Origin of the sequence: Algoriphagus ornithinivorans (assembly GCF_900115305.1) — a bacterium.
Classification (GTDB): domain Bacteria; phylum Bacteroidota; class Bacteroidia; order Cytophagales; family Cyclobacteriaceae; genus Algoriphagus; species Algoriphagus ornithinivorans.
In genome coordinates, this window is record NZ_FOVW01000005.1 from 173,183 (window position 1) to 200,181 (window position 26,999).

General features: G+C 40.6%; 24 protein-coding genes and 2 tRNA genes. 19 read left to right on the plus strand and 7 right to left on the minus strand.

Annotated elements, in window-relative coordinates:
- Positions 1 to 2 precede the first annotated feature (2 nt).
- A complete protein-coding gene (locus tag BM073_RS08985; RefSeq protein WP_091653397.1) occupies positions 3 to 458 on the plus strand; it encodes a PaaI family thioesterase in 456 nt (151 codons plus the stop codon).
- Positions 459 to 551: 93 nt separating this feature from the next.
- Positions 552 to 968, plus strand: a complete 417-nt coding sequence (locus tag BM073_RS08990) for a hypothetical protein (protein WP_091653398.1) — start codon at positions 552 to 554, stop codon at positions 966 to 968.
- Positions 969 to 984: 16 nt separating this feature from the next.
- Here the strand turns inward: BM073_RS08990 and BM073_RS08995 are convergent, their stop codons facing one another.
- Positions 985 to 1,524, minus strand: a complete 540-nt coding sequence (locus BM073_RS08995) for an RNA methyltransferase (RefSeq protein ID WP_091653749.1) — start codon at positions 1,522 to 1,524, stop codon at positions 985 to 987.
- A 79-nt stretch (positions 1,525 to 1,603) separates the two neighbouring features.
- On the opposite strand from BM073_RS08995, the gene mutS reads away from it, so the two are divergent.
- The 6 genes from mutS to BM073_RS09025 all read left to right on the plus strand — a co-directional run bounded on the left by mutS (position 1,604) and on the right by BM073_RS09025 (position 6,802).
- Positions 1,604 to 4,207, plus strand: a complete 2,604-nt coding sequence (gene mutS, locus BM073_RS09000; protein ID WP_091653400.1) for a DNA mismatch repair protein MutS — start codon at positions 1,604 to 1,606, stop codon at positions 4,205 to 4,207.
- A gap of 48 nt (positions 4,208 to 4,255) precedes the next feature.
- On the plus strand, positions 4,256 to 5,053 hold the full coding sequence (locus tag BM073_RS09005; RefSeq protein ID WP_091653402.1) for a LuxR C-terminal-related transcriptional regulator: 798 nt from the start codon (positions 4,256 to 4,258) through the stop codon (positions 5,051 to 5,053).
- A gap of 140 nt (positions 5,054 to 5,193) precedes the next feature.
- A tRNA-Gly gene (locus tag BM073_RS09010) sits at positions 5,194 to 5,266 on the plus strand.
- 85 nt (positions 5,267 to 5,351) lie between these two features.
- Positions 5,352 to 5,435 (plus strand) — tRNA-Leu (locus BM073_RS09015).
- Between the two features lie 45 nt (positions 5,436 to 5,480).
- Positions 5,481 to 5,714: a GIY-YIG nuclease family protein gene (locus tag BM073_RS09020; RefSeq protein WP_091653405.1), complete on the plus strand. Its 234-nt coding sequence runs from the start codon at positions 5,481 to 5,483 to the stop codon at positions 5,712 to 5,714.
- Between the two features lie 233 nt (positions 5,715 to 5,947).
- Positions 5,948 to 6,802, plus strand: a complete 855-nt coding sequence (locus tag BM073_RS09025; protein WP_091653407.1) for a mechanosensitive ion channel family protein — start codon at positions 5,948 to 5,950, stop codon at positions 6,800 to 6,802.
- Here the strand turns inward: BM073_RS09025 and BM073_RS09030 are convergent, their stop codons facing one another.
- From BM073_RS09030 to BM073_RS09040, 3 genes are all read right to left on the minus strand, one after another.
- Positions 6,803 to 7,270 carry a pyrophosphohydrolase domain-containing protein gene (locus BM073_RS09030; protein ID WP_091653408.1) on the minus strand — a complete coding sequence of 156 codons (468 nt, stop codon included), beginning with the start codon at positions 7,268 to 7,270 and terminating at the stop codon, positions 6,803 to 6,805.
- Between the two features lie 84 nt (positions 7,271 to 7,354).
- The gene (locus tag BM073_RS09035) at positions 7,355 to 8,122 is read right to left on the minus strand and encodes a hypothetical protein (RefSeq protein WP_091653750.1); all 768 of its coding nucleotides are present in this window, start codon (positions 8,120 to 8,122) and stop codon (positions 7,355 to 7,357) included.
- A 164-nt stretch (positions 8,123 to 8,286) separates the two neighbouring features.
- A complete protein-coding gene (locus BM073_RS09040) occupies positions 8,287 to 9,042 on the minus strand; it encodes a superoxide dismutase (RefSeq protein ID WP_091653410.1) in 756 nt (251 codons plus the stop codon).
- A 177-nt stretch (positions 9,043 to 9,219) separates the two neighbouring features.
- On the opposite strand from BM073_RS09040, the gene dapF reads away from it, so the two are divergent.
- From dapF to BM073_RS09065, 5 genes are all read left to right on the plus strand, one after another.
- On the plus strand, positions 9,220 to 9,993 hold the full coding sequence (dapF, locus tag BM073_RS09045; RefSeq protein WP_091653752.1) for a diaminopimelate epimerase: 774 nt from the start codon (positions 9,220 to 9,222) through the stop codon (positions 9,991 to 9,993).
- A 93-nt stretch (positions 9,994 to 10,086) separates the two neighbouring features.
- Positions 10,087 to 13,467, plus strand: a complete 3,381-nt coding sequence (gene secA / locus BM073_RS09050; protein WP_091653411.1) for a preprotein translocase subunit SecA — start codon at positions 10,087 to 10,089, stop codon at positions 13,465 to 13,467.
- Between the two features lie 5 nt (positions 13,468 to 13,472).
- Complete coding sequence (locus BM073_RS09055) at positions 13,473 to 14,012, plus strand: hypothetical protein (protein ID WP_091653413.1); 540 nt, start codon at positions 13,473 to 13,475, stop codon at positions 14,010 to 14,012.
- Positions 13,993 to 15,183, plus strand: coding sequence for a M20 metallopeptidase family protein (locus BM073_RS09060; protein ID WP_091653415.1), 1,191 nt, complete (start codon positions 13,993 to 13,995; stop codon positions 15,181 to 15,183). The genes BM073_RS09055 and BM073_RS09060 overlap by 20 nt, the downstream gene beginning before the upstream one ends.
- 101 nt (positions 15,184 to 15,284) lie before the next feature.
- Positions 15,285 to 16,058, plus strand: coding sequence for a S1/P1 nuclease (locus BM073_RS09065; protein ID WP_091653417.1), 774 nt, complete (start codon positions 15,285 to 15,287; stop codon positions 16,056 to 16,058).
- Between the two features lie 77 nt (positions 16,059 to 16,135).
- On the opposite strand, the gene BM073_RS09070 is transcribed toward BM073_RS09065, so the two are convergent.
- Positions 16,136 to 17,515: a methyltransferase RsmF C-terminal domain-like protein gene (locus BM073_RS09070; protein ID WP_091653419.1), complete on the minus strand. Its 1,380-nt coding sequence runs from the start codon at positions 17,513 to 17,515 to the stop codon at positions 16,136 to 16,138.
- A 100-nt stretch (positions 17,516 to 17,615) separates the two neighbouring features.
- Here BM073_RS09070 and BM073_RS09075 point away from each other — a divergent pair, with 100 nt between their 5' ends.
- From BM073_RS09075 to BM073_RS09095, 5 genes are all read left to right on the plus strand, one after another.
- Complete coding sequence (locus tag BM073_RS09075) at positions 17,616 to 17,975, plus strand: DUF1304 domain-containing protein (protein WP_091653420.1); 360 nt, start codon at positions 17,616 to 17,618, stop codon at positions 17,973 to 17,975.
- Positions 17,976 to 17,990: 15 nt separating this feature from the next.
- The gene (locus BM073_RS09080; protein ID WP_091653422.1) at positions 17,991 to 18,833 is read left to right on the plus strand and encodes a fumarylacetoacetate hydrolase family protein; all 843 of its coding nucleotides are present in this window, start codon (positions 17,991 to 17,993) and stop codon (positions 18,831 to 18,833) included.
- Between the two features lie 54 nt (positions 18,834 to 18,887).
- A complete protein-coding gene (locus BM073_RS09085; RefSeq protein ID WP_091653424.1) occupies positions 18,888 to 19,361 on the plus strand; it encodes a hypothetical protein in 474 nt (157 codons plus the stop codon).
- A 9-nt stretch (positions 19,362 to 19,370) separates the two neighbouring features.
- Entirely contained in the window at positions 19,371 to 19,799 is a 429-nt protein-coding gene (locus tag BM073_RS09090; RefSeq protein ID WP_091653426.1) for a secondary thiamine-phosphate synthase enzyme YjbQ, read from the plus strand.
- 87 nt (positions 19,800 to 19,886) lie between these two features.
- Positions 19,887 to 22,091 carry a DUF5916 domain-containing protein gene (locus BM073_RS09095; RefSeq protein WP_091653428.1) on the plus strand — a complete coding sequence of 735 codons (2,205 nt, stop codon included), beginning with the start codon at positions 19,887 to 19,889 and terminating at the stop codon, positions 22,089 to 22,091.
- Positions 22,092 to 22,111: 20 nt separating this feature from the next.
- Here BM073_RS09095 and BM073_RS09100 read toward each other — a convergent pair whose 3' ends face one another.
- Positions 22,112 to 24,511, minus strand: a complete 2,400-nt coding sequence (locus BM073_RS09100; protein WP_091653754.1) for an alpha-L-rhamnosidase-related protein — start codon at positions 24,509 to 24,511, stop codon at positions 22,112 to 22,114.
- A gap of 13 nt (positions 24,512 to 24,524) precedes the next feature.
- The gene (locus BM073_RS09105) at positions 24,525 to 25,457 is read right to left on the minus strand and encodes a polysaccharide deacetylase family protein (protein ID WP_091653429.1); all 933 of its coding nucleotides are present in this window, start codon (positions 25,455 to 25,457) and stop codon (positions 24,525 to 24,527) included.
- 95 nt (positions 25,458 to 25,552) lie between these two features.
- Here BM073_RS09105 and BM073_RS09110 point away from each other — a divergent pair, with 95 nt between their 5' ends.
- A complete protein-coding gene (locus BM073_RS09110; protein WP_091653431.1) occupies positions 25,553 to 26,986 on the plus strand; it encodes a DASH family cryptochrome in 1,434 nt (477 codons plus the stop codon).
- Positions 26,987 to 26,999 lie beyond the last annotated feature (13 nt).

Here is a 26,999-nt window from a genome sequence, read left to right on the forward strand (position 1 = left end):
TCATGAAAAAAGAGTCGAAAGCATTGCAATTGTTTCAGTCTCTTGTAGGCAAAACCCTGGATCAAACTCCATCAGCAGCAGGTAACTGGTTGGCTGGTACATTGAAAGAAGTAAGTGAGAAGCACATCAAGGTGGCTTACACTGTAAGAGCGGAAATGTGTAATCCTGCTAAAATTTTACATGGAGGAATTGCTTCGCTAATGTTAGATGATGTGATCGGAATGGGGAATTTTGTTGCCGGTTCGGAATATCTGATGACCAGCATTAATTTGAATGTTGACTTTTTATCTGCTTCTCAAATTGGAGAAGTCTTAGAGGTGAGTGCAGAGTTAATCCGTTCGGGCTCAAACCTGAACCATTGGGAAGCAGTGATCCAGAAAGACTCAGGCAAGATTGTGGCGAAAGCGAGTTCAAATATGATCAAAACCCACGTTAAGCTAAGTGATTTAGGTTTTTAATGTCAAATACAATTAAATTTTAATCAATATAAATTAAGCCTTTAGTAGTCTATTGGAATGATTCTTCTGGCTTACCCTTAAAAACTACCATACATGAAAAAAATTTTACTGACGCTTATTTTTTGTGTCTCCTTTGCATTCATATCTCAGGCCCAGTGGACTGTTTCTTACCATCAGAGTGATCTACCCTTTGTGGGGGTTAATAAGCAGCTTGGTGAAAAATGGATTCCTGAGTTTCGCTTGGGTACCAATAGTTTCACACGATTCCTGAGTTTGGAGCTAGTGGCTAACTATATGGTCAAATCTGATGAAGATCTTCAGATTTACTTAGGCTTAGGTGGCAGGGTGAATACTTTTCCAGGCGTGGTAATACCTGCAGGCATCAATTACTATCCTTTCGCTAAAAAGGATTTTGGATTTCATTTGGAAGTAGCTCCTATTATTTCTACTCAAACCGGTGGTTTGTTAAGAGGTTCTTTAGGCTTTCGGTACCGTTTCTTAAAAAATTGATAGGAATTGGGGGCTTTTAGGAATCAAAAGCCTCCAATTTTACCATCAGATCCCAGACTGCAATTCCCAAGGAAACAGAAATATTTAGGGAATGCTTAGTGCCGAGCTGAGGGATTTCCAAGACTTGATTGCAAGCTTTCAAAACTTCCTCTTCTACTCCAAAAACCTCATTTCCAAAAATTAGGGCGTATTTTTTATTGGGTTCTGGGTTGAACTCGTTTAGAAGCACGGATTGGTCAACCTGTTCTAAGGCGCATAACTGATAACCTTCCGCTTTCAATTTGTGAACAGCCTCCATGGTATTCAAACAATATTCCCATTCCACAGACTCTGTGGCTCCCAAGGCAGTCTTCTGTATATCACGATGAGGAGGAGTTCCGGTTATCCCACAAAGATAAATCTTTTCCACTCTGAATGCATCCCCGGTCCGAAAGGCCGATCCTACATTATTCAGGCTTCTTACATTATCCAAAACCAGAGCAATGGGTGATTTTTTGGTTTCCTTAAATTCTTCAACGGAGAGCCTTTCCAGCTCTTCCATACTTAATTTCTTCATCTTTTTTGATCTCCCTTGCTTATAGGCTATTTTCAAACTTAATTCGTTCCCCCAAATTTAAGAGAAATTAGCCGAACCCATGAGTAAATCCAAAGATGGAAAAGAAACCCCGCTAATGAAGCAGTATAATGCGATTAAAGCGAAGCATCCTGGTGCCTTGCTTTTGTTTCGTGTGGGTGATTTTTATGAGACTTTTGGTGAAGATGCAATAATTGCCAGCAAGGTTTTGGACATTGTTTTGACTAAAAGAGCCAATGGTGCGGCCTCACATATAGAATTGGCCGGTTTTCCACACCATTCACTGGATAATTACCTTCCTAAATTGGTTCGAGCAGGAAATCGTGTCGCAATTTGTGATCAGCTGGAAGACCCCAAGTCGGTCAAAGGAATCGTGAAAAGAGGGGTTACAGAATTAGTAACTCCGGGCCTTTCCTACAATGACCAAGTTCTGGACACCAGAAAAAATAATTACTTGGCATCCATCCACTTTGGAAAGGATAAACATGGAATAGCCTTTTTGGACGTTTCAACAGGGGAATTCATGTGTGCTGAAGGTAATTCCAGCTATGTGGAAAAGCTTTTGCAAAGTTTTGCGCCTGCGGAAATTATTTTTTCAAAAGCTGCGAAGAAAACAGCACATGAGCTGATCAAAAACGATTATATCACTTTTCATTGTGAAGATTGGGTATATCAGTTTGATTATACCTATGAAAAGCTCAAAACTCATTTTGAAACTGCCAACCTCAAAGGTTTTGGGATAGAGGAATTGGAGATGGGGATAGTGGCGGCTGGAGCGATCCTTTTTTACCTAGAAGAAACTGAGCATAGAGAGATACAGCATATCTCGGCTATTTCGAGGATTGCTGAAGAAAAGTACGTGTGGTTGGACAAATTTACCATCCGAAACCTCGAATTGGTATTCCCACAGCATGATGGAGGCGTTCCGTTGATTCAAATTTTGGATCATACGGTAACTCCGATGGGTTCGAGAATGATGAAAAAGTGGATGGTTCTTCCTTTGAAGGAAAAATCTCCAATTGAAGAACGGCTTAATGTGGTTGAATTTTTCCATGAAAACGCAATCCTGATAGATGAAATATTGGCTCATTTGCGCCATATAGGTGATTTGGAAAGATTGATTTCTAAAGTAGTGGTCGGAAGGGCCAATCCAAGGGAAATGAATCAGATCCGTCGGGCTTTGAAAGCGATATTGCCTGTAAAAACTCTTCTCAAGGATCAGCAAAACCCTACCCTCAAAAGATTGGCTGATCAAATCCATCCTTGCGAATACATTTTGGAGAAAATTGAAAGGGAGCTTCAAGAGGATGCACCGATGCTAGTTCATCAAGGAGGCGTGATCAAAGATGGCGTAGATGCAGAATTGGATGAATACAGAAACTTAGCGAATAAGGGTAAGGACTTTCTCGTTCAAATTCAGCAAAGGGAAATCCAAAATACAGGGATCAGCTCTTTGAAAATTGCCTTCAATAAAGTTTTTGGTTATTACCTGGAGGTAACCCATGCGCATAAGGATAAGGTACCTCAGGAGTGGATCAGAAAACAGACTTTGGTCAATGCTGAGCGATATATCACCCCTGAGCTCAAAGAATACGAGGAAAAAATTCTGAATGCAGAGGACAGAATGATCGCTCTGGAACAAAAATATTTTCAGGACTTAGTTGCTGAAACAGCTCAATTTGTCACTCAAATTCAACAAAACGCCAGAATAGTTGGCACCTTAGACGCGCTATTGTCTTTTGCACAGGTTGCTCTAAATAATAATTATTCTCGCCCGAAAGTATCTGATACCGAAACTTTAGAAATCAAAGACGGAAGGCATCCGGTGATTGAGAAGCAATTACCAGCAGGAGAAGAATATATTCCAAATGATATTTATCTGGATCATGACAGTCAGCAAATAATTATCATCACCGGTCCTAATATGGCAGGTAAATCGGCACTGTTAAGACAGACCGCGTTGATAGTTTTAATGGCTCAAATGGGATCTTTTGTCCCGGCTTCTTTCGCTAGGGTCGGAATTATTGATAAAGTATTTACTCGAGTTGGGGCTTCTGATAATTTATCCAAAGGTGAGTCAACGTTTATGGTTGAAATGACCGAAACGGCTAGCATTCTGAATAATTTATCAGATCGAAGCCTAGTTTTGATGGATGAAATCGGGCGAGGAACTTCCACTTACGATGGAATTTCCATTGCCTGGTCGATTGTCGAGTACCTTCATAATCATCCTACTTTCAAGGCAAAAACCTTATTTGCAACTCATTACCATGAGTTGAATCAACTTACTCAGGATTTTCCAAGAATTAAGAACTTCAATGTAGCAGTGAAAGAAGTCGGAAATAAGGTGATTTTCATGAGGAAACTGAAGGAAGGTGGCAGCGAACATAGTTTCGGTATTCATGTAGCTCAAATGGCAGGAATGCCAAACCCTGTTGTCTTGAGAGCTGCAGAGATCATGTCCCATCTTGAAAAGGATAAGGCCATGAACCAGGGCAAAAAGTCACTTAGTTCTGTCCCAAAAAATAATTATCAGCTTAGTATGTTTGAGATGGATCCTAAGTTCAAGGAAGCTAAGGAGCTTTTGGATCAAATCGATATAAATTCAATTTCTCCAATTGAGGCCTTGCTGAAGTTGCATGAAGTGAAGAAAACTATTGAATAATTAAAAATCAGTTTTTTAGTATATTAACTGCAAAAAGAAAGACTTTCTATGGATAAGGTATTACTAAAGGACCTTAAGAAACAAGATAAGTATACTAAGTTCTTCCAAAATTGGGCAGAGCAAGAGTTTAAAGCTCATCCCAATGAAAGAAGATTATTAGAGAACCTCGAGGCCTTAAGCCAGAATATCGGCATGAACGAAGGTCTTTTGATAGCTTGTTTTGATTATAGAAATCTAAAACTAGCCTTTTTTACCGGGGAGGTTGAAAAGCTTACAGGATATCCCGAGGAGATGTTCCGAAAAAAGGGAATGGAAACTTCCTTTACTATGGTGCACCCGGATGACAGGCCAGAGCTTTTTAAATTTCAAAAGATTGTTTTCGATGCTTTCCATGGTTTAAGTCTAAAAGAGAGGCATACTTTTGAATTTTCTTATACTACCAGATGGGTTCACCGTACCACCGGTGAAGTTTCTTGGATGATGGCCAAAGTAAGACCCTATTTGATTGATAAGGATGGTAATTTTGCAATGGATTTACATATTATCGTCAAGCTGTTGACTCCTCCGAAATACAAGGGTTATGATTGGAATTATTCCTACAATAAAGATGATGGCACCCGAATCATAGTTTCCAAAGACTCCCCAAATGATAAGGAGGTTAAGTTGACGAAGAAGGAAAAAGAGGTGGTCGAGTTGATGCTGGAAGGAATGGAGTCAAAGGACATTGGGGAGAAATTAAATATTTCTATCAATACAGTCGGAACACACAGAAAGAATATACTTCGAAAGCTGGGAGCGAAAAATGTGGCGGAGATGGTTAAAATCTTAGCATCTTATGAGTTTTAAAAATTGCTGAAAATCAGTGTGATCCTTAAAATTCCTAAGATTATTAAAAAAATTCCAGTCAGAATTATTGTAAAAATCAAAGAGGAACTTACCTTTGCATCCACAATTCGCTCAGACAAAGGTCTGGGATATTGAAATAAGCGAGAGTAGCTCAGTTGGTAGAGCACGACCTTGCCAAGGTCGGGGTCGCGAGTTCGAATCTCGTCTCTCGCTCAGATCAAGCCCTTGAAAGAGGGCTTTGTTGTTTCAAGCCATAGCTTTAACAAGCAAAAGACAGCCTATAATTTTTATAGGTAATGCCGGGATGGTGGAATTGGTAGACACGCAAGACTTAAAATCTTGTGTCCTTTTGGACGTGCGGGTTCAAGTCCCGCTCCTGGTACATAAAGCCTCACAGAAATGTGGGGCTTTTTGTTTAATTTTTTGAATGTTTACCGTATACGCAATATCCAGTACTCAAAGGAAATATATCTATGTAGGACTCACTTCAGAGTTGAGCGCAAGAATTAATCGCCACAATTCTGGATACGAACGAACAACAAGGCCCTATCGTCCTTTTGAACTTATTTTTATGAAAGAGTTCCCAACAAGAGCTGAGGCCAGGGAATTTGAAAAGTATTTAAAGACAACCAGAGGAAAACGAGAAATATTGGGCTTATGAAATCTTGTGTCCTTTTGGACGTGCGGGCCTGCCTGTTTCTCAGGCCTGCCTGTTGCAGACAGGTCTGTATTACACAGACAGGTTCAAGTCCCGCTCCTGGCCTCCTGAGGGAGGTAAATCCAAAAGCCTCACAGAAATGTGGGGCTTTTTGTATTATAATTCTTGGCTCAAATAATTCCCCTAAGAGTCAAATCCTGAGCTTTTTTGTATTTTGAGGAAAATCAAATTATTGGATGATGAAAAGCCTCGACATTTTTAATACAGATTGGGAAGGAATTGAAGCACTATTAAAGACAATAGGTCTTTCTTTAGCCATCATTTTTGCTTTTTACTTTTTGGCCAACATCCTTCAAAAGTTTTTGAAAAAACGATTATTAGTTCGGATGGATGATCCTCTTTTGGCCAATTTCTTATCCGTAGTCTTCAGATTGATCATAATCCTACTTGGATTTCTATTAGTCTTTAGAATAATTGGACTGACAGGCTTGGTTTCAGGGCTTCTTGCCGGGGCTGGTATTACAGCTTTCGTGATCGGTTTTGCCCTTAAGGATATCGGCGAAAACTTTTTAGCAGGAATTCTTCTAGCCTTCAAAAGACCTTTTCGAGTAGGAGATATTGTAGATATTAATGGAATGAGAGGGGTTGTTTTGACCTTAAACCTGCGAGATACTCAAATCAAAACTTCGGATGGCAAAGACGTTTTTATTCCCAATGCCACCATCATTAAAAACCCTCTGGTCAACTTTACCATAGACGGCTTTCTGCGCTATGATTTTATAGTTGGTTTGGATTATGGCTCCGACTACCAAGCCGCAAGAGCTTTAATTCTGGAGGCCATTCAAAAAGTCCCAGGAGTCTTGATGGACACCAAAACGCCCAAAGTTTGGGTTTCAGACCTGGCAGAAAGCACCTTGAATCTGCAGGTGGCTTTTTGGGTAGATACTTTTGATCGAAAGATTGCTGACATGGAAGTGAAAAGCCAAGCTATAATCCAAGTATTGACTACATTAGAAAAGGCCGGATATAATCTTCCGGCCCGTGTATTGGAAATCAAAAACTATAGGGATCAGCCTATCAAAAGCTCTTGATTATTTCTCTACAATTTTCTTTAAATCCGCTGGGGAGTAATTAACTGATTTCAAAGTTTTTCTATCACCTTCTCTAAAGACCAAGAACAGATCTCCTTCTTTTTCATAAAAACAGTCGGTTCCTTTCAGCTTATAATGTGCCACTGTGGCCTTAGCTTCTTCTTCTGTGACACAAGCTTTGCTCATGTTTGATCTTTGTACCTCGTCGAAAAGATCTTTGAATTTTTCCCCTAGCCCAAATTCAAGAACAGCTCCTGAAAGCACATATTGCAGATCGCAAAGCGCATCCGCAATTTCTACCAAATCCTTGTCCGCAATGGCTTGTTCTAACTCTTTCAACTCCTCTGCAAGCAAAGAAACTCTCAATTTGCAGCGGGTTTCAGAAGGAATTGTAGGTTCTGGTAATACAGGGTGCTTAAAGGTTTGATGGAATAAAGCAACCGAAGTTAGGGATTTTGGATCTTGCATAGGTATTAATCTAGTTGGAATCCGAAATAAAGAAAAAAGACCGGAAAACCCGGCCTTTTAAAACTTTAAGATCTAATAATGTGCTTAGTTTCTCTTTTTTAAAGTCACGGCACTGTCAATGTTGCTCATGATTCTTGAGTAAAGCAAGGTATTACCATCGACTCCGTTTGGACCGATTTCAATTTTGCCATCTGCATTTCCATCTACTGCTAAGGAAAAGTCAACCCCTGCAAATAGCTTAGTCATGTCGAAATCCAAAACCATTTCGCTTTGGCCTTCTACTTCTACACCGTTGCTAGCTTCTGCCATTGCACGGATTGTTTTTTCAGTTTCAGACCATACAATGGCCTCTGTGTTGTTGACTTGACCTTTAATCCACATTGATTTGTTGAATTTTGGGTCTGAAGAGGCAACGGTAGTGTTTTTCTTCAGCTTAAATTCTGCTTCTGCATAGTTTCCTTCAGGAGTTTCTCCTTCAGCAACCAAAGCTGCTCTACTATCACCATTGGCAATAATGGTCAGTGATTTGGTTTGTGCAGCGGAAGTCTGTAGGCTGGAGTTCACATTTGTTTTTAAAGTAATGTTACCCAGATTAATTCCTGCTTGAATGTCTGCTTTTGCAGCATACCTCAATTCCATGTCTGCAGTGGCCACAGTGAATTCTGTGGAAGAGAATCCATTGACGATTACTCTGGAATTGCTGCTACCGGAAGAACCTTCGCTGGCAGTCGCAAAAAGCCTTGCATTGGAATTCCCTTCAGAAGGCATTTGGTCTTCGTTTTCTGAACAAGAACTCAAAATAATTCCGGCTGAAAATGCAATCATTGCGGCGTTTACAAAATTTTTGATCATGGTAATTTTATTTTGGTTTACTTCTATTTGATCCAATTGAGATGCCAATCGGATATCCAGAAAAAAATACGAAGAGCAAAACGTAACTGGATTAGGTAGGAAATGGGCATAAAAAAACGCCGAACTGGATAGTCCGACGTCTTATTTTTATTTAATGATTTGGATTAAATGGCCGCATTATAGCGCTCAGCCACTGTTTTCCAGTTAATTATGTTCCAAAAAGCGGAGACGTAATCTGCCCTTCTGTTTTGATAGTTCAGATAATAAGCATGCTCCCAGACATCTAAACCGAGTAAAGGAATTCCTTTAAAATCTGAAATGTCCATTAAAGGATTGTCTTGGTTAGGTGTAGAACCTACGGACAATTTGTTGTCCTCTCCCACCACCAACCATGCCCAACCTGAACCAAATCTAGTCTTAGCAGCAGCTTCAAATTGCTCAACAAATGCCTCGAAACTTCCAAAAGAAGAATTGATAGCCTCTGCCAAATCCCCTTCTGGTCTTTCGGCAGCATCCGGAGTCATGATTTGCCAGAATAGTTCATGATTGTAATGGCCGCCACCATTATTTCTCATTTTCGTGCTGTAATTGGAAATCTTAGCCAATACATCCTCCAAGGGTTTGTTGGTGTTTACATTTTCCTCTCCAACTGCCTCACCCAGGTTTTTTGCATATCCGGCTGCATGTTTGGTGAAATGGATTTCCATAGTCATCGCATCAATATGAGGCTCCAATGCTCCAAAATCGAAGCTTAGCGGAGTTTGCGTAAAGCTGGTTGCTAAAATTGCCTGTGCATCACCTTTGGCCTCATTGGAGCAAGCACTTAAGATTCCCGAACCAACCAGACCTACAGCAAGGCCTGCTTTGGAACTGTTCGATAAAAACTTTCGTCGGGATATAGGATTTTCTGTGAGTTTCATAAATAAATAACTGATTTCTAGTTTCAATGTTAAAAGATACCTGAAACTAACCATTCTTAAGCAGAATTGAAATTGCTAATCAGACATTAAGTCCGATTTTCTGACAAGTTGGTTATGTTTGCATCCAAAGTTTTGCTTGGTTAGGTTTTTGACTTTCTAAAAGTTAAGATGAATAAAATGGTTTTCTATAAATATCAGGGCACTGGAAATGATTTTGTGATGATCGATGATCGGGAGAATAAATTCGATGATCAAAATCTCGACTTGGTTTCCAGAATCTGTGACAGAAAGTTTGGAATAGGTGCTGATGGATTGATTTTAATCCGAAATCATAGAGACTATGATTTTGAAATGATCTATTTCAATGCCGACGGCTCCCAGAGTATGTGTGGAAACGGTGCCCGTTGTGCAGTTGCCTTTGCTGGCTTTTTAGGCATCATTGAAGACAAAACGCATTTTTTGGCTATCGACGGCCCTCATGAGGCAGTTTTGAACCAAGATGTGGTGGAGTTGAAAATGGGCAATGTGAAAGGAATTACTGCTAAAAACGGAGATAGCTTTGTAAATACAGGTTCACCACATCATATAAGAGTGGTTGAAGATGTTCATAATTACCCTGTTTTTGAGGAAGGCAAAAAAATACGATATAGAGAAGATTATGCTCCTGGTGGAACCAATGTCAATTTTATTGAGGCTTTGGACAAGGATGAGATTTTTGTCAGAACTTACGAGCGAGGAGTTGAAAATGAGACCCTATCCTGCGGAACAGGTGTGACAGCGGCGGCCATTGCTTTTGAACAGGAAAAATCTGATGCTGAGGTGAAAATCAAAACCTTGGGAGGAAATCTTTCCGTACGATTTCACAGAAATGAAGATGGAAGCCTAGACAACGTTTGGTTGATTGGACCAGCCAAACAGGTTTTTTCCGGAAAAATGGAACTTTCAAATTAAGAAAGGCACACAAAGGCCTCTCTAGTTTAATTATCAATTGTAATAAAAAGGGCTTAATTTTAAAGCCTGATTTCAGAATCACATACGACAAACATGTTAGATTTTATAGCAAAAGGATTAGCCAAAGTTTTTGGAACCAAATCCGACCGAGATATCAAAGAATTACTTCCGAAGGTTAAAGAAATAAATGACATTTTTTCTGGTCTTCAGAAACTGAGTGATGAGGAGCTTCGTGCCCAAACTGCTCAGATCAAAGAAACCATCAATAGCCATTTACAGGAACTGGATGATAAGATTGCTGGCTTTAGAGCAGAAATTGAAGCCCTTCCTATCGACGCTATCCACCAGAAGGATAATCTTTTTACCCAAATCGAACAGGTAGAAAAAGAGCGGGATGAATCTTTAGAAGAGGTTTTGGAAAAAGTCATGCCTCAAGCTTTTGCAATTGTCAAAGAGACGGCAAGGAGATTTAAAGAAAATGGGCAATTGACCGTAACGGCCACGCTTAAGGATAAGGAACTGGCGGCTACTAAGAAAAATGTGGAGATTGACGGTGATAAGGCCATTTGGCACAATAGCTGGCTTGCTGCAGGAAACGAGGTAGTTTGGGACATGGTGCACTATGACGTGCAGCTGATCGGGGGTATGGTTTTGCACAAAGGTAAAATCGCCGAGATGGCAACGGGTGAAGGAAAAACGTTGGTTTCCACATTACCAGCATACCTCAATGCTTTGGCCGGAAGAGGTGTTCATATTGTTACAGTAAATGATTACCTGGCAAAACGTGACTCGGAGTGGAATGCACCGCTTTTTGAATTCCATGGCCTTTCTGTAGATTGTATCGATAAATATCAGCCTAATTCAGCAGGAAGAAAGAAAGCTTATGGTTGCGATATCGTTTATGGTACCAACAATGAATTTGGCTTTGATTACTTGCGTGACAATATGGCTAGAGACTCTGATGATTTGGTGCAAGGAAAGCATCATTTTGCCATGGTCGATGAGGTTGACTCCGTGCTGATTGATGATGCACGTACTCCATTAATTATTTCAGGACCTGTTCCGAGAGGTGATGTGCATGAGTTTGATCAAATGAAACCAAGGGTATCAACCCTGGTTGATGAGCAGAGAAAGTTGGTTCAGGGATTTTTGACAACTGCGAAGAAGCTGATTGCAGAAGGTAATGAAAAAGAAGGGGGACTAGCTTTGTTCAGAGCATATCGAGGTATGCCGAAATATAAGCCTTTGATCAAATATCTTTCTGAGCCGGGAATTCGCGTGGTTTTACAGAAAACCGAAAATTATTATTTACAGGATAATAAGCGAAATATGCCTGAGGCAGACGAACCGCTTTTGTTTACAATTGATGAAAAAAGCAATGTAGTTGATCTGACGGATCGTGGAATCGAAACCATGACCACCAAAAATGAAGACCCAAGCTTCTTCATCATGCCGGATATCGGAATTGTGATTGCTGATCTTGAAAAGGATGAAAGTATTGATGAAAAAGAAAAGCTTGTAAGGAAAGAAGAGGCGATCAAGGACTACGGGGTAAAAGCTCAACGTATTCATACTGTCAATCAGCTTTTGAAGGCTTATTGTATGTTTGAGCGTGATACGGAGTACATCATAGTGGATGGCAAGGTGAAGATTGTAGACGAGCAAACCGGTCGTGTGATGGAAGGCAGAAGATATTCTGACGGCTTACACCAGGCGATTGAGGCGAAAGAAAATGTGAAAGTAGAAGACGCTACTCAGACCTACGCAACTATTACTCTTCAGAATTACTTCAGAATGTATCACAAGTTGGCCGGTATGACCGGTACGGCAGAGACTGAAGCTGGAGAATTCTGGGAAATCTATAAGTTGGATGTGGTGGTAATTCCAACCAACAAACCTATTCAAAGAGACGACCGAGAGGATAAAGTTTATAAAACGGTAAGAGAGAAATTCAATGCTGTTGTAGACGAGATCAATGAATTGGTTGCCCAAGGTAGACCAGTCTTGGTGGGTACCACTTCAGTTGAAATTTCTGAGGTGTTGAGCAGAATGCTTACTCTGAAAAAAATCCCACATCAGGTATTGAATGCCAAACAACATGCGAAAGAAGCTGATGTAGTTGCTGAAGCAGGAAAAGCAGGTACAGTTACCATCGCCACAAACATGGCGGGTCGTGGTACTGATATCAAGTTGAGTCCAGAGTCTAAGAAAGCTGGCGGTTTGGCCATTATTGGTACTGAGCGTCATGAATCCAGACGTGTGGACCGACAGTTGAGAGGTCGTGCAGGTCGTCAAGGAGATGTGGGTTCATCCCAGTTCTTTGTTTCCCTGGAAGATTCCTTGATGAGACTTTTCGGATCTGACAGAATTGCCAAACTCATGGATAGAATGGGATTGGAAGAAGGAGAGGTAATTCAGCACTCTATGATTACCAAGTCCATTGAGAGAGCTCAGAGAAAAGTGGAGGAAAATAACTTCGGTACTCGTAAGCGTCTATTGGAATACGATGACGTGATGAATTCCCAGCGGGAAGTGGTGTACAAGAGAAGAAGAAATGCCCTCAAAGGAGAGCGTTTGGAACTAGATATTTTGAATATTCTTTACGATGTCTGTGAAAGCATTGTGGAGATGGGCAAGTCCACAGAAGACTTGGAAAATCTTCGCATGAATATTTTCACCTCATTGGGTCTTGACTACCAAATCTCTGAAAATGACCTCAAGTCCAAAGATGCTTCTACTTTGACTCAGGAGCTGTATGAGGCTGCTTTTGAAAGTTACCAAAAGAAAAACCAACAGATCATTACTACTGCTCTTCCGATTTTAAGAAGGGTGCAAGAAGAAAGAGGTGCTACGGTCAAGGATATCATGGTTCCTATTTCTGACGGCATTAAGCAAATCGGAGTGGTCGTGAATTTGGAAAAAATGCTCAGCTCGGAAGGAAATGAGTTGATCAGGTCTTTGGAGAAAAATGTCACTTTGGCCATCATCGATCAAAACTGGAAAGAACATCTACGGGATATGGATGACTTAAAGCAGTCCGTTCAGAATGCCGTATATGAACAAAAAGATCCATTGTTGATTTATAAGTTTGAGGCATTTGAGATGTTCAAGCGATTTATTGGCAAATTGAATGAAGATATGGTTTCATTCCTTACCAGAGCTGATTTGCCAAAGCAAGATCCTTCTCAAGTTCAGCAAGCACAGGCTCAAAGAGCACCTGAACCACAAGTTCAAGCTTCCAAAGCTGAGGTTTCAAGCTCCTTGAACCCTGGTGCAAATAGAGCTGCGGCGGCAGCTGCTTCTGCAGGAAGACAGGCCCCTCAAGCTGTTGCTCCAAGAAAGTCTGAAAAGACTTATGGAAGAAATGATCGTGTGACTGTTCAATACACGAACGGAACCCTCAAAGAGGATGTCAAGTATAAAAGTGTGGAACAGGATGTGCAGGAAGGAAAATGTGTAATCATCGATAATTAATCCATATGAGAGTTGTCTGGTTATTAGTGCTTTTGATTGTTGCAGCTTCTTGCAAAACATCTAGCTCTGCAGTAGATAGTGCATCTTCTTATGAAAATTACTCTGAAGATTTGAGCTCATCGCTGCCTTCCTATCCAAACTTTGAGGAAAGGAAAGAAGCACAAAAAGCACCAGAACCAGCCACTTCTCCTCAGGCGATTGATAATCAACTTGAGCAAATCGCCAAGCAGCAGTATGACAAGAATAAATCCGAGCCGTATTTCAATGGATATAAGGTGTTGGTTTATTCAGGCTTGGATAGAGATTTAGCATTTAAAACCCAGGAGAAAATTAGCATGCTTTTCCCTGATGTTAAGCCAGCCATTCAATATGAGCAGCCCCGGTACTTGGTGAAAGTTGGAAAATATGCCTACAAGGTGGAAGCATTGAAGACTTACCATCTGATCAAAACTGAATTCCCATCGGCACGGATTATTCAAGATCGAATCTTGAGGAAAGAATTTACTGTGCCAAGCCAAAGCAATGATGTTGAAGGACAAAATTAAATCGCTTGCCAAAGCGTATAAAGAAGAAGTAATTCAAAATAGACGTCATCTCCATTCCCATCCGGAATTAAGCTATCAAGAGTACGAGACAGCAAAATTTGTTAAGTCTAAACTGGAAGAGATAGGAATCGAGAGCTTGGAGCAAAAAGCGACAACGGGATGGACTGCATTGATCAAAGGAAAAAACCCGGATAAAAAAGTAATAGCGCTTCGTGCAGATATGGATGCCTTGCCAATTATTGAGGCAAACGAAGTTCCTTATAAGTCCCAAAATCCAGGGGTAATGCATGCTTGTGGGCATGATGCACATACAGCATCATTGTTAGGTGCTGCCAAAATCCTTAACGAGGTAAAGGACCAATTTGAAGGTACCATCAAGCTTATTTTTCAACCGGGAGAGGAAGTTGCCCCAGGTGGCGCATCTTACATGATCAAAGATGGAGCTTTGAATAATCCACGTCCCAATGGTATAATTGGTCAACATGTGATGCCCTTCATTCCAGCAGGAAAAGTTGGGTTTCGTCAAGGCATCTATATGGCCTCTGCAGATGAGCTTTATGTCACTGTGAAAGGTAAAGGAGGACATGGAGCTATGCCGGAAACACTAATCGATCCGGTATTGATTGCTTCTCATATGATTGTTGCTTTGCAACAAGTGATCAGCAGAGCTGCAAGCCCTAAAATCCCTTCGGTACTTTCATTTGGTAGAGTGGAAGCTTTAGGAGCTACTAATGTGATTCCAAATGAGGTGAAAATTCAAGGCACTTTTCGAACCCTGAATGAAGAATGGAGAGCGAAGGCTCACCAAAAAATGCTTCAAATCGCAAAAGGAATCGTGGAAGGCATGGGTGGAGAAGTTGACTTCGAAATCAGAAAAGGCTACCCATTTTTGCAAAATGACCCAGAATTAACCGCAAGAGCAACAGATGCGGCCAAGGAATATCTGGGTGAAGAAAATGTCATAGATTTGGATATCTGGATGGCAGCTGAGGATTTTGCCTATTATTCTCAGGAAATTGACGGTTGCTTTTACCGCCTTGGAACCCGAAATGAAGACAAGGGAATAGTATCGGGTGTTCACACGCCTACCTTTGATATCGAGGAAGATGCTTTGGAAATTGGTGCCGGATTGATGGCCTGGTTGGCTGTGGCAGAACTTCAAAAAGCTTAATACTGAGTTGACATTTTAATCATTTAGCAAAGCTAAATTTGAATATAGAATTCAGTTTCTAAAGATTTCATTGAAGCAAAAAGACAAATACTCATAAAAGAATGAAAAGATTCAGAATAGCAGGTATTATCCTGCTTTTTTCCTTAGTATCTACCCAAAGCTTTGCCTGGGGTCAGTTGGGACATTATTTGATTGGCCTAATGGCCCAAAGGCAGATGAAAGAATCCACCGTGAAAAGGGTGGAAAAAATTATTTACCCAATGTCCATAGCTCGCAGTGGCACTTGGATGGATGAAATCAGGTCAGATAGCACTTTCAATTATGCCACTACCTGGCATTATTTGACCAGCAAAAACGGAGAATATGACCCTGCACATCAGGAAAAAGGCGGAGATGCTTACGAGGCTATTCAGCGCTTGAAAAATGAATTGAAAGCAGGTGGATTAACTCCGCAGCAAGAAGCAGAAAAGTTAAAAATGTTAATTCATATGGTGGAAGATATCCATCAACCCCTTCATGTTGGAACTGGTGAAGATCGTGGAGGAAATGATGTGAAGATTGAATTTTTCGGAAACCCTACCAACCTACATGCACTTTGGGATAGTGGAATGATTGAAAGACAGGGCATGAGTTACTCTGAAATTGCCAATGAACTATACAGAAGAATCACTCCTGAATTGCAAAGACATTATCAGTCTGCAAGCATGCAGGACTGGTTGAAGGAAGCGGTAAGTTTAAGACCTATGGTGTATGATTTGCCGGAAAATAAAAGAATCAGCTATAGCTATATGTATCAATATTATCACGTAGCTGAAGAAAGGATGGTCGCTGCAAGTGTGAGATTAGCGCAGATCTTAGAAGAGATATATGGCTAAAAGACATTTGTCTAATAGGAAGAAGGCCGAGATGATTATCCTGGCTTTTTTTATTCAAAATTTAGAATAGTTAAATTTTAAAGCGTCCGAATTCTCCATTCTTTTGGATAGTAATTATTGCTTCGCCCGCCCAAGTTTTTGATCCAGCCTAAAGGCAGATCTTGATAACAAATCAGGACCCAGCCCAAGGGAATCTCATCGATCTCCAAATCTTTTTTCCTCAAAAAATCCAGTGCTTGAGCCAAGTTGACATTGAGCAAATTGAATCCATTTTTGGGTAATGTGGATAAAGCCCACTCGGCAGATGGGATCCAGTCGTTTTTCTGTTTTTTTCCTAATTCAACCCCGAAATAACGGATGCTTAAATGCTGGCTAATTTTTTCAAAATAGGCCTTCCAAGTAGATTCAATTCTAAAATAGGAGTCATTTAGCTGATAGTATTGTCCTGAAGGTTGAAAACCTAATTCCTCATCCAAAGCCTGAGATTCTTTTGGACTGACTTCTTTCAGAAAAGGATGCTTGAAATCCTTAATTTTTCCCGGAGAAAGAGAAAAAGCATCTTCTGGCCTTTTGAAAACTGTAATAAAAAAGCCTTCTCCTTCCACTAAATGCGGGAAAAAACGATAGCCGTAAAAAGTCCCTTCTTCGGTTTCTACTTGGCTTTCCCGAATATTCCATGTTTCATTGAGAGGAATTCTTACCGGTTCATAGGAAAATTCGGAAATCATAAATCGAATCATCTCCTCATTTTCCGCTTCATTAAAGGTGCAGGTACTATAAATCAAATGGCCATCAGCCGCAGTGAGTGCACCGGCTTTGTCCATGATTCTTTTTTGCCTGGATGAGCAAAGTTGCACATGATCTGGGGACCACTCTGTTCTAGCCTGTGGATCTTTTCGAAACATGCCTTCTCCGGAGCAAGGGGCATCCACCAAAACGAGATCAAAGAATCCCTCCAGAGGCTCAAAGTGCTCGGGATCATTATTGCTAACCACCGTATTTCCCAAACCCCATTTGATGATATTCTCTTTTAGAATTTGGGAACGGCTTTGGATTACTTCGTTGGCCACCAAAAGGCCTTCATTGCCTAGGTAGGAGCTTAATAAGGTTGACTTTCCCCCCGGGGCTGCCGCCAAGTCTAGGTAGATTCCTTTCGGTATCTGTAGGCTTTGTAAAATATGTTCAATAAACATAGAAGATGCTTCCTGAACATAATAAGCCCCAGCATGAAAACTCGGGTCTAAAGTAAAGGAAGGGCGCTCTTCCAAAAAATATCCTTGCTTGGACCAAGGAACAGGCGAAGCTTGATATTGAAGCTTGAATTTTTTGAATGGGTTGAGGCGAATAGAACTTCTACTATCTTGATCAATAGCCTTTTCGAAAACGCCATATTCTTCGTTTCCGAGTAACTCTCTCATTTGAGTTTGAAATGCGGCAGGAAGTTGAAGTTTATCCATATAATTCAGGCCTTAAAGATAGGCAAATGATTTTACTCTGATTTGGAGTCAAGCTTTCCTCAATGCCCCAAAATATCTGTAAATTCAGGAAAAAACGGATATGCAAGTCTTAATCTCCATATTAATCAGCTTGATAGCAGTCGAGCACTTATTTTTCTTTTGGATGGAGTCTATTGCTTGGGAAAGTTTTGGCCGAAAGGTTTTCGGAGGATCTAAGGAGTTCTTCAAAACCACTAAGTCTCTTGCCGCAAATCAAGGGTTATACAATGGCTTTGTTGCTACTGGCCTTATTTGGTCCTTTTTTCTGGAAAATGAGCTGTCCATTTCTGTTCGATTATTCTTTCTGGGATTTATCGTAGTTGCAGGAATTTTCGGGGCATACACCGTTTCTAAAAAAATCTTTTGGTTTCAGGCCTTTCCTGCTTTCATTGCATTTATTCTGATTCTCAGCTTTTCATAAACCTATAGCCTAACTATGAAACTATATAAATTAGCCTCAGCAACCCTTTTAGAAGTAGACCAAGCGTTTTTGCTAGGCCCAGAATTAGACTGGGATCATTTATTGGGTAGAGAAAATTTAAAATCTCTGTTGAGTAATGAGTCCAAAAACTGGGAAAGTATCTCCTCCTCCAAAGCAGAGGAATTATTGGGTGAGGAAATCTTGGCTCCAATGGGGAACCAGGAAGTTTGGGCTGCAGGTGTCACCTATTATCGAAGCCGAACTGCAAGAATGGAAGAGTCTCAAGATTCAGGTGGAGCTGATTTCTATGATAAAGTGTATGCAGCCGATAGGCCAGAACTTTTTTTTAAAGCTACCGCATCGAGGGTTTCTAACCCTGGTTCTCCCGTGAATATCAGAAAGGACTCCTCTTGGGATGTTCCCGAACCTGAATTGACTTTACTTTTATCACCTTCCGGAAAAATCCAGGGTTTTACTATTGGAAATGATATGAGCAGTCGGAGTATAGAAGGTGAAAATCCACTGTATTTACCACAAGCTAAAGTATATCAAGGTTGTGCTTCCATAGGTCCATGTATTTGGATTGGAAATCAGTTGGAGGAGGAAACTGAAATTAAATTGGAAATAAAAAGAGGAGGAAAAACCCAATTTGAAGGAAAAACCAATTTGACACAATTAAAACGGAAACCACAGGAATTGGCCGATTGGTTATTCAGAGCAAATACATTTCCTATTGGTTGCTTTTTGATGACAGGTACTGGAATTGTTCCTGATAATTTTACGCTGGAGGATGGAGATCAGGTCTTGATAAGTATTGAACCTATGGGTGTGTTAGTCAATTCAGTGAAAAAGATCTAATGACTGTATCAGATTAGAGCTTAAAAGCGTAATGACTTCATAAATAGTGTTATCATGAATAAATTCTGCTGTTTTCTCCTGACTTCATTATTTGCCCTTTCTTCTTGCACTGAGGCGATTAATCCTGACAAGTCTGATTGGGAAGAATGGGCGCTAACAGAATCTTTTTGCAACTTTTGCCTCAACCCTGGAGACGTAAAGACTTATGATCAGACGGACACAACCTATGTTTACCGATTTAAGAAAGACAGTTCTTTTGTTAAAAACATTGGTGATTATGTGCTTTCCGGAAAGTTTCAGGTCGAAGAGAATAATGACAATTTATTTTTGTTGTTGAATTATGACGAAGAGTCTGTGCTTTTGAGCCGTGACAATCCTAGTAATAGGCAACTGATCCACACCTGTTTTTCAGGTCAAGAGTATTTTTCCTGGGATTCTGATGGAAGGTTATTGGGTTCATGGGGAGCATGTGATGGACCTACATTGATATTTGAAAAGACGAGCGATACCCAAAGCATATTTTTTTAACTTGCCGATATGAGTCAGTTTTTTCAAAAAAAATTACGTTTGCCCAGTTATCCACAAGGCTATCATTTAATTACTGAAAAAATAGAGGCTGCCATTCCTGAAATTGAACAATTTCAAGTCGGTTTTTTGCAGGTTTTTATCCAGCATACTTCAGCTGCCCTGACTATCAATGAAAATGCTGATCCTACTGTCAGAAAAGACTTCCAAACCTTTGTAAATGAATTGATTCCGGAAACTTATCCACGGTTTATCCACACTTATGAAGGTCCGGATGATATGCCTGCTCACATTAAAGCCAGTTTTTTCGATTCCAGCCTTCAAATTCCGATTTCTGGTGGAAAACTATCCTTAGGAATTTGGCAGGGAATATATCTATGTGAATTTAGGCGAAATGCAGGCTCCAGAAACTTGGTGCTAACTGCCTTTGGTACCCGCTGAAAAACGATAAGCATCACATCTTACCATTTGTAAAATTCTCAGAGTCAAAGCTTCAAACAATTCTAATTTTGTGGCATCGACTAAACCATGAGAATAAGCCAAACTATCATTTTGTTTGGGTCCTTGCTGCTATGCTCTGCTGCATATTCTCAGCAAGCTCCCAATGCCTTCGCCTTCAAAACCAGTGAACCCATTGTCTTGGATGGAATCCTAGATGAAGAAATCTGGGGTCCTGAGGGTTGGAACTCTAATTTTACCCAATATTTTCCTTCTGATACCAGTCAAGCTCAAGCGCAAAGCAGAGTGAAGATCGCATTTGATGATCAAAATATATACATAGCCGCGGTCATGGAAAATACAGGACCTCGCAAATATGTTTCTACCTCTTTGAGGAGGGACTATAGAGGAGAGCAAAATGATGGGATCAGCTTTGTATTTGATACGTTCAATGATAAAACCAATGCCTTCCAATTTGGCGTCAATCCTTACGGGGTTCAAAGAGAAGCTCTTTTGGCAAATGGTGGAGCTAGAGGTGATGATTTAAATTTGGCTTGGGATAACAAATGGTATGCGAAGGCAACAATTTTTGAGAATCATTGGCAAGTGGAGGCAATCATTCCTCTCTCCACGTTAAGATTTCAGGATGGTGCCCAAAATTGGAATGTCAACTTTTACCGAATTGACAGTCACTTGGGAGAAAGAAGTACTTGGGCGCCTATTCCGAGAAACTTCTCTATTATATCCACAGCTTTTAGTAGAAAGCTAATTTTTGAAGAACCACTTCGCAAGAAATCTGCGAATGTTTCTATTATACCTTATGTAGCTGGAAGAACTTCCAAAAATTATCTGGAAGGCACCTCTGAAAAAATGACTCCAGCGGTGGGCGGTGATGCGAAAATTGGGATCGGTCCTGCGTTGAATTTAGACCTTACTTTTAATCCGGATTTCTCTCAAGTGGAAGTGGACCAGCAGGTTACCAACTTAGATAGATTTGAAATATTTTTCCCGGAAAGAAGGCAATTTTTCCTCGAAAATGGTGACTTGTTTGCCAGCTTTGGGCATCCATTGGCAAGGCCTTTCTTTTCCAGAAGAATTGGGGTGGATAGAGACGAGAATACAGGACAAAATGTCCAGAATAAAATTATTTATGGAGCCAGATTGAGTGGTAAAATCACAGATGATTGGCGGGTAGGTTTGATGAATATGCAAACCGCCAATGATGAGCAGGCAGGAATTAATGGTAAAAATTTCAGCGTACTTGCATTGCAAAAAAAGGTGTTCAATCGCTCAAACATAGGCTTAATCGTAGTTGATCGAGAGTCTTTGGCTGCAGAAAATGAACAAGGTCTTTTTAATCCCAATGATTATAATCGTCTAGTGGGCTTGGAATACAATTTGGCATCAGCCGATAACAGATGGACTGGAAAGGCCTTTTATCATAGGACATTTGAAAAGGGAGTAAGTGATGAAACCGGAACTTTCAATGCCTACATCTTATATAATGACTTACACTGGAACTGGAGCTTTAGCTATTTGGATATAGGAGAAAACTACAATCCAGAAGTGGGATTTACTCCGAGAACAGATTATAAGCGACTGAACCCAGATCTTTCTTACAGCTTCTTTCCCAAGAGTAAATATATCAATCGTCATGGACCTAAAATTGATTTTGAATATCTGTGGAATGATGGATTGGGGATGACTGATAGAGATATTGAACTGAGTTATGAAATTAGATTTCAGTCCCTTGCGCAGCTGACTTTTTCCAACACCTATAGCTATGTCTATCTTTTCAGTCCATTTGATCCTACTCGAACAGGTGGAGAAAGACTTGCTGCAGGTACTGATTACAGTACCCAGAGATTTGGGATTGATTTTAGAAGTAACCCGAGATTGCCTTTTAATTTCTCTCTTCGAAGTGAGTTTGGAGAATATTTTACAGGAAATATTGCTTCCATTCGAAGTGAGATGGCCATCAGAATGGGCTATACAGCAAATATCTCCATGAATTTCTCCTACAATCAGATCCGACTGCCAGAACCTCAAAACGATGCGAATTTGCTTCTAGTGGGTCCAAGAATCGATCTGACATTTAGCAAAAACCTATTCTGGACAACCTTCATCCAATACAACAACCAGATAGACAACCTGAATATCAATACCAGGTTGCAGTGGAGATATGCACCTGTTTCCGATTTCTTTGTGGTGTACACCGACAATTATTTTCCGGGTGATTTCATCCCTAAGCAAAGAAGTTTGGTGCTGAAGCTGAATTATTGGTTGAATATGTAAAGCATAAGGAAGTTTTTTTTCTAGAAAGCTTCCACCCTCACCTTTTCCCCAGTCATCAAAACTCTACGATATCCATTCTGAGTATCGCTACTGACTTCTTTGCCTAAGACTTTTACTTGTTGATAACTCTCAGGAATTTCAATTGAAAGCCCCCACTTTTTCTGGCTTTGATTGACCTCTAGGATCAGATTCTTTCCTTTTTTCTCATAGGTTACAGTGATCTCATTTTCACCAACCTTTACTCGCTCAATTTTGGCTTCTTCCCAATCACTTGGCATCTGAGGACGGATGTGGATAACTTTATTTCCGGCATCTGGCTTTATCCCAAAAAACTGGGTGACTATCGGAATCGCATAGCTATACAAGTTCCAAGCTTGGGTAAACATTCCATAGTCGGGTGAAACCTCGTAGATTGATCCGGGTAAGGCAAATCCAAAACTTCTTGTCATTCTTTTTAGATAATCTAAAGCCTGGTCTGGATTCCCATAATTGTTTTCTCCAATGGCAGACACCCCTGTTGGTAATGTCATCACAGCACCTGTGTAGGAGAATACTTTGCTCCCGGAAAAAGAACCTTCTTCCAGCTCAGCACTTTCATCTCTATCTATGCCAGTCACAAATACTCCAAAAGGATTGGTATATTTTCTTCCTGTTTTTAAGGCGATTTGGGCTTTTTCAGGATCGGCCACTCCGACTTCCATAGGAGTATTGACTACCCAATTATGATACAATACAAACCCCTGTTTTTGATCCTTTGTTAATGTGGATAACTTTGATTTGGTAGCTTTCAATTCTTCCACAGCCCAAGGTTTATTCAAAGTATCTGCCCGAATAATGGCTCCATCAATCAGGTGTATGGCCTCATCTGCAGTTCCTATAAAATCGGCATAGCTTCCAAATTCGGGTACCCAAAATTCGGCGTTGATTTTTTCAGCCAGCGCATCTGCTGTTTGTTGATAACTTTCAGCCAGGGCTGTTTTCCCTAAAATTTCAGCCATTTGAGCAGCGTCTGCAAAAGCTTTGTAGCTGTAAGCCGCCACATCGATCATTTCAGATTCCAGCCCGTGGATTTCCATCATGCCATAGCCATCCGCTAGGAGATTTCCATCTGAATCATTTTCCTCCAAAAGCCATGTAAGCCCCTTTTCAACAGAAGGAAAGTATTTTTCTAAAAACTCCCTATCGCCTGTCCATCGGTAAACCTCCCAAATAGTGGATGCCCACTGAGGCGTTTCATTAATATTTCCCGGATTGAATACCACTCCATTCGTGGAGGCTTCATGGATAATCCTTCCATTGCCATTGGTTTTTTCAGACAAATTGTGGATAAGTTCTATAGTGGAATAAACCAATTCTTTCCTGCCCGTAGCAAGTAACCCTTGTATGGTGTATTCGCTATCTACACCAAAAAACCAAGGATAATCCTGCAATCCTGCACCAAAACCTCTGCCTATTTCAGGCACGTCACGCACGAGCCAGTCTGTGTTATATTTTACCCACTCGAAAGCTTCTTGTAATTCCTGATCTGGAACTTGAATCTGTGCTGTTGATTTTATGAGTTCATATCGCTCTTTTTTACTAAACCAATCAGCAGCCAGGTTTTCCTGAATTTCTGCCAAGGTGGAAAAAGCTTGCAATTGACTATTGGTGGAGCCGGATATGAAAACAGGGAAAACTATAGTGCCATCAGCAGGGATATTCAATTCTGTATTAAATGTGGAGGCCAGTCCTTTTCCCTTAGATTCAAATTCACAGCTATTGGCAACAGGACTAACTTGGAATTTGGGGTCTGTCTTCCAGGAAACATACCAGTCATTTCCAACGTCTTTTGCCCAGAGGGTTTGACTCATTTCATCGAAATTGACCTGATCTTCTTCATCCATCATCTTGCTTCTTTCGCCGAGCCAAACCGGCATCAAATCAACTTTTGCGCTCCAATTAAAAGAGATGGACTTTTCGGACTTATCCACATTTTTAATTCTATATAAAACTACCATTCCTTCCTTTCCATCAGGCACAAAATGAAGCCTCTCTACCTTCAGCCCTAATGTGGATAAGTCATATTCTATCAGGTTGGAAAATGGGTAATTCATAAAAGCTTCTGCATTTTCCAAACAGCTTTTTTGATCTCCTATTTGTATTTGGGCACTAAAGCCATCCATTAATTTGATTGGATGCATCCAGATTCCTCCCATTTCGCCTTCTACATGCCAGCCCATATCGGGAAAGCTACCGTCTTGATTTCCGATCAGATATACTCTGTCTCCAGCAGCTGTAAATGGAGATGCTAAATAGGCTTTCTTTCCTGTAAGCCCTTTTTGGGACTTTAAGTCTTCGAAAATCAGTGAATATGGATCTTGAAGTTCCGAACAGGAGAATAGAAGCAGACAAAAAATGAGATAGGTAAAAGTCTTTTTCATTATAATTTTCATTTTAAAGAAGCTTTCCAATTTCTTTCCAAGTGATCAATTTAATGTTCTGTTCTTCCAATAATTTTTTAGCCTGCTCACTAGTGAAAAAGTCATAATCCTTTTGTCTCCAGGGTGCGTGAAATGAATCATGCCCCGAAGTAACTGCATTCATCTCAGCATCGTCAAAGGCTAAATGTAATAATAGCACATGCACTCCAGCCGGTAAATTTTTCAATGCATCCGTGTAAAACTCTTCCATACCATTTGCATAAGCTTTTTCATCAGCCATAATAATCTGGTCAATGATGGGAAGCTTTTGGACCTCCAAACCTTCAAAGAGTGCAGGATTGGGTTCAATCAATCCCTTATAAATTTCCTGATTAATCATCGCCGGGATATTGTATTCCAAAGCCAGCTTCACATAAATTCTCATATATTCCGGCCGTCCATAAAACATGCAACCCATATGGGAATCGAGATGGGTGACATCTATTCCCATGGATTTTGCACTTTCTATTTGAGCTCTGACTTCCTTTTCTACTTGTTCGGGACTGGCGTTTTGGGCAACCTCTGCACAACTTGGAAACATATGCCCGAGTGGATTGACGAGTCCGGGAACATCTGTCTTCCCGGCTTCCGGTCCCCAATTATAATGAAGCCATTCATTGGTCAGCGTAATGTGAATTCCTATGTCCGGGGTTTTGATGCTTTTGGCTAATTCAGCTACCTCTTTAGACCATGCTGCCGGAACCATCATGCTGGTGGAGCTCACCAATCCATTTTGAATAGCTTGAAAAGTTGCCAGGTTTTGTGAATGGGAAACGCCTACATCATCACCATGAATGATCAATAATTTGTCTTCCGCAGCATAGCCCAGTTTTTCTTGCAGGCTTTGTGCAAAGTTTATTATTGGGATGAATAGGAGTAGAAAACAAATGAAGTGGGAGATTTTCATGATGAGTTTAAATTTTCTTGAATTTAAAGAAAATAGGGAGAATTGAATTTTAAAAATATCTCAAACACTTGCATTAAACAGCCTGTTCAACAATCATGAAGTATCAAAGAGCGATAGTTTGGTTTAGAAATGATCTGCGTCTGACAGACAATGAGACCTTGCATCAAGCTTTGGCTATGGCCAAAGAAGTGATCCCGGTGTATTGTTTTGACCCAAGACATTTCGAAGCTACTGAACTCGGTTTTTCAAAAACAGGTCCCTTCAGAGCCAAGTTTTTATTTGAATCTGTATTGGATTTGAGGAAAAATTTAAGAGAAACTGGGGCCGATTTGATTCTTCTAAGAGGGAAACCAGAAGTAGAGTTGATCACCCTAGCCAGTCGCGTTAAAGCGGACGCTATTTTTTATTCAGAGGAAGTAACTGATGAAGAAAAAAAGGTAGATGAAGCTTTGGATCAGGCTGCTTGGGGAAAAGGAATTGCTACAGAGTCCTATTGGATCAGCACCCTGTATCATATAGAGGATTTGCCCTTCCCTGTTTACCAAGTGCCAGAAGTATTTACAGCATTTAGAAAAGCTGTGGAAAAGATGGCTTCAATCAGGCCTACTTTTCCCAACCCCGATAAAATTAATTTTCCGGCAGAAGATTTATTGCCCATGTCTGGAGTATTGCCAGACCTGAAAACATATGGACTGGAGGAACCTGAGACCGAGCCCAGAGCGGTGATGGAGTTAAATGGTGGAGAGAGTGCCGGTTTAGGGCGAATCCAGTCCTATATATGGGAAAAAGATCTTCTGAAAATGTATAAAGAAACCAGAAATGGATTGATTGGAGGAGATTACAGTTCTAAGCTTTCACCTTGGTTAGCTTTAGGTTGTATTTCTCCAAGAACCATTTTTGAAGAGGTAAAACGCTACGAAAAGGAGCGCAAAAAGAATCAAAGTACTTATTGGCTCATTTTTGAATTGATCTGGAGAGATTATTTCAGGTTCATCAGCAAAAAACATGGCAATCAAATATTTCAAATTGGAGGTATCAAAAAACAAGAGGACTCCTGGAGAAGAGATAGTGCTCTATTCGAGCGCTGGTGTGAGGGGTTGACAGGAGTCCCTTTTGTGGATGCCAACATGCGTGAGTTGAAATACTCGGGATTCATGTCCAATCGTGGGAGGCAGAATGTCGCCAGTTTTTTGGTCAATGATTTGGGGATAGACTGGACTTGGGGAGCCAGCTATTTTGAAAGTATGTTGATAGATTATGACGTTTGCTCCAATTGGGGAAACTGGATGTATGTGGGCGGTGTAGGGAATGATCCCAGAGAAAACCGCTATTTCAATATTCTTCGACAAGGCAAAAATTATGATCGAAACGGAGATTATGTTCGGCTGTGGATTCCAGAGCTAAAATCCATTAAAGGTTTTGACATTCACCACCCTTGGGAATTGAAAAACAAGGAATTGAGAGACTTAGGTATTTCATTGGGAGGGAGTTATCCACATCCTTTGGTAAAAATGCAGAGTTACTCCTAGCTGAAAATTGTGG

What these genes read in the sequence shown, in the direction of transcription:
- BM073_RS09110 (WP_091653431.1), top strand. Translation starts at nt 25,553, where the DNA reads ATGAAGTATCAAAGAGCGATAGTTTGGTTTAGAAATGATCTGCGTCTG.
- BM073_RS09095 (WP_091653428.1), top strand. Translation starts at nt 19,887, where the DNA reads ATGAGAATAAGCCAAACTATCATTTTGTTTGGGTCCTTGCTGCTATGC.
- BM073_RS09005 (WP_091653402.1), top strand. Translation starts at nt 4,256, where the DNA reads ATGGATAAGGTATTACTAAAGGACCTTAAGAAACAAGATAAGTATACT.
- BM073_RS09025 (WP_091653407.1), top strand. Translation starts at nt 5,948, where the DNA reads ATGATGAAAAGCCTCGACATTTTTAATACAGATTGGGAAGGAATTGAA.
- BM073_RS08995 (WP_091653749.1), bottom strand. Translation starts at nt 1,524, where the DNA reads ATGAAGAAATTAAGTATGGAAGAGCTGGAAAGGCTCTCCGTTGAAGAA.
- BM073_RS09100 (WP_091653754.1), bottom strand. Translation starts at nt 24,511, where the DNA reads ATGAAAAAGACTTTTACCTATCTCATTTTTTGTCTGCTTCTATTCTCC.
- BM073_RS09065 (WP_091653417.1), top strand. Translation starts at nt 15,285, where the DNA reads ATGAAAAGATTCAGAATAGCAGGTATTATCCTGCTTTTTTCCTTAGTA.
- BM073_RS09080 (WP_091653422.1), top strand. Translation starts at nt 17,991, where the DNA reads ATGAAACTATATAAATTAGCCTCAGCAACCCTTTTAGAAGTAGACCAA.
- BM073_RS09060 (WP_091653415.1), top strand. Translation starts at nt 13,993, where the DNA reads ATGTTGAAGGACAAAATTAAATCGCTTGCCAAAGCGTATAAAGAAGAA.
- BM073_RS09035 (WP_091653750.1), bottom strand. Translation starts at nt 8,122, where the DNA reads ATGATCAAAAATTTTGTAAACGCCGCAATGATTGCATTTTCAGCCGGA.
- BM073_RS09020 (WP_091653405.1), top strand. Translation starts at nt 5,481, where the DNA reads ATGTTTACCGTATACGCAATATCCAGTACTCAAAGGAAATATATCTAT.
- BM073_RS09040 (WP_091653410.1), bottom strand. Translation starts at nt 9,042, where the DNA reads ATGAAACTCACAGAAAATCCTATATCCCGACGAAAGTTTTTATCGAAC.
- BM073_RS09085 (WP_091653424.1), top strand. Translation starts at nt 18,888, where the DNA reads ATGAATAAATTCTGCTGTTTTCTCCTGACTTCATTATTTGCCCTTTCT.
- BM073_RS08985 (WP_091653397.1), top strand. Translation starts at nt 3, where the DNA reads ATGAAAAAAGAGTCGAAAGCATTGCAATTGTTTCAGTCTCTTGTAGGC.
- dapF (WP_091653752.1), top strand. Translation starts at nt 9,220, where the DNA reads ATGGTTTTCTATAAATATCAGGGCACTGGAAATGATTTTGTGATGATC.
- BM073_RS09030 (WP_091653408.1), bottom strand. Translation starts at nt 7,270, where the DNA reads ATGCAAGATCCAAAATCCCTAACTTCGGTTGCTTTATTCCATCAAACC.
- BM073_RS08990 (WP_091653398.1), top strand. Translation starts at nt 552, where the DNA reads ATGAAAAAAATTTTACTGACGCTTATTTTTTGTGTCTCCTTTGCATTC.
- BM073_RS09090 (WP_091653426.1), top strand. Translation starts at nt 19,371, where the DNA reads ATGAGTCAGTTTTTTCAAAAAAAATTACGTTTGCCCAGTTATCCACAA.
- BM073_RS09070 (WP_091653419.1), bottom strand. Translation starts at nt 17,515, where the DNA reads ATGGATAAACTTCAACTTCCTGCCGCATTTCAAACTCAAATGAGAGAG.
- BM073_RS09055 (WP_091653413.1), top strand. Translation starts at nt 13,473, where the DNA reads ATGAGAGTTGTCTGGTTATTAGTGCTTTTGATTGTTGCAGCTTCTTGC.
- mutS (WP_091653400.1), top strand. Translation starts at nt 1,604, where the DNA reads ATGAGTAAATCCAAAGATGGAAAAGAAACCCCGCTAATGAAGCAGTAT.
- secA (WP_091653411.1), top strand. Translation starts at nt 10,087, where the DNA reads ATGTTAGATTTTATAGCAAAAGGATTAGCCAAAGTTTTTGGAACCAAA.
- BM073_RS09075 (WP_091653420.1), top strand. Translation starts at nt 17,616, where the DNA reads ATGCAAGTCTTAATCTCCATATTAATCAGCTTGATAGCAGTCGAGCAC.
- BM073_RS09105 (WP_091653429.1), bottom strand. Translation starts at nt 25,457, where the DNA reads ATGAAAATCTCCCACTTCATTTGTTTTCTACTCCTATTCATCCCAATA.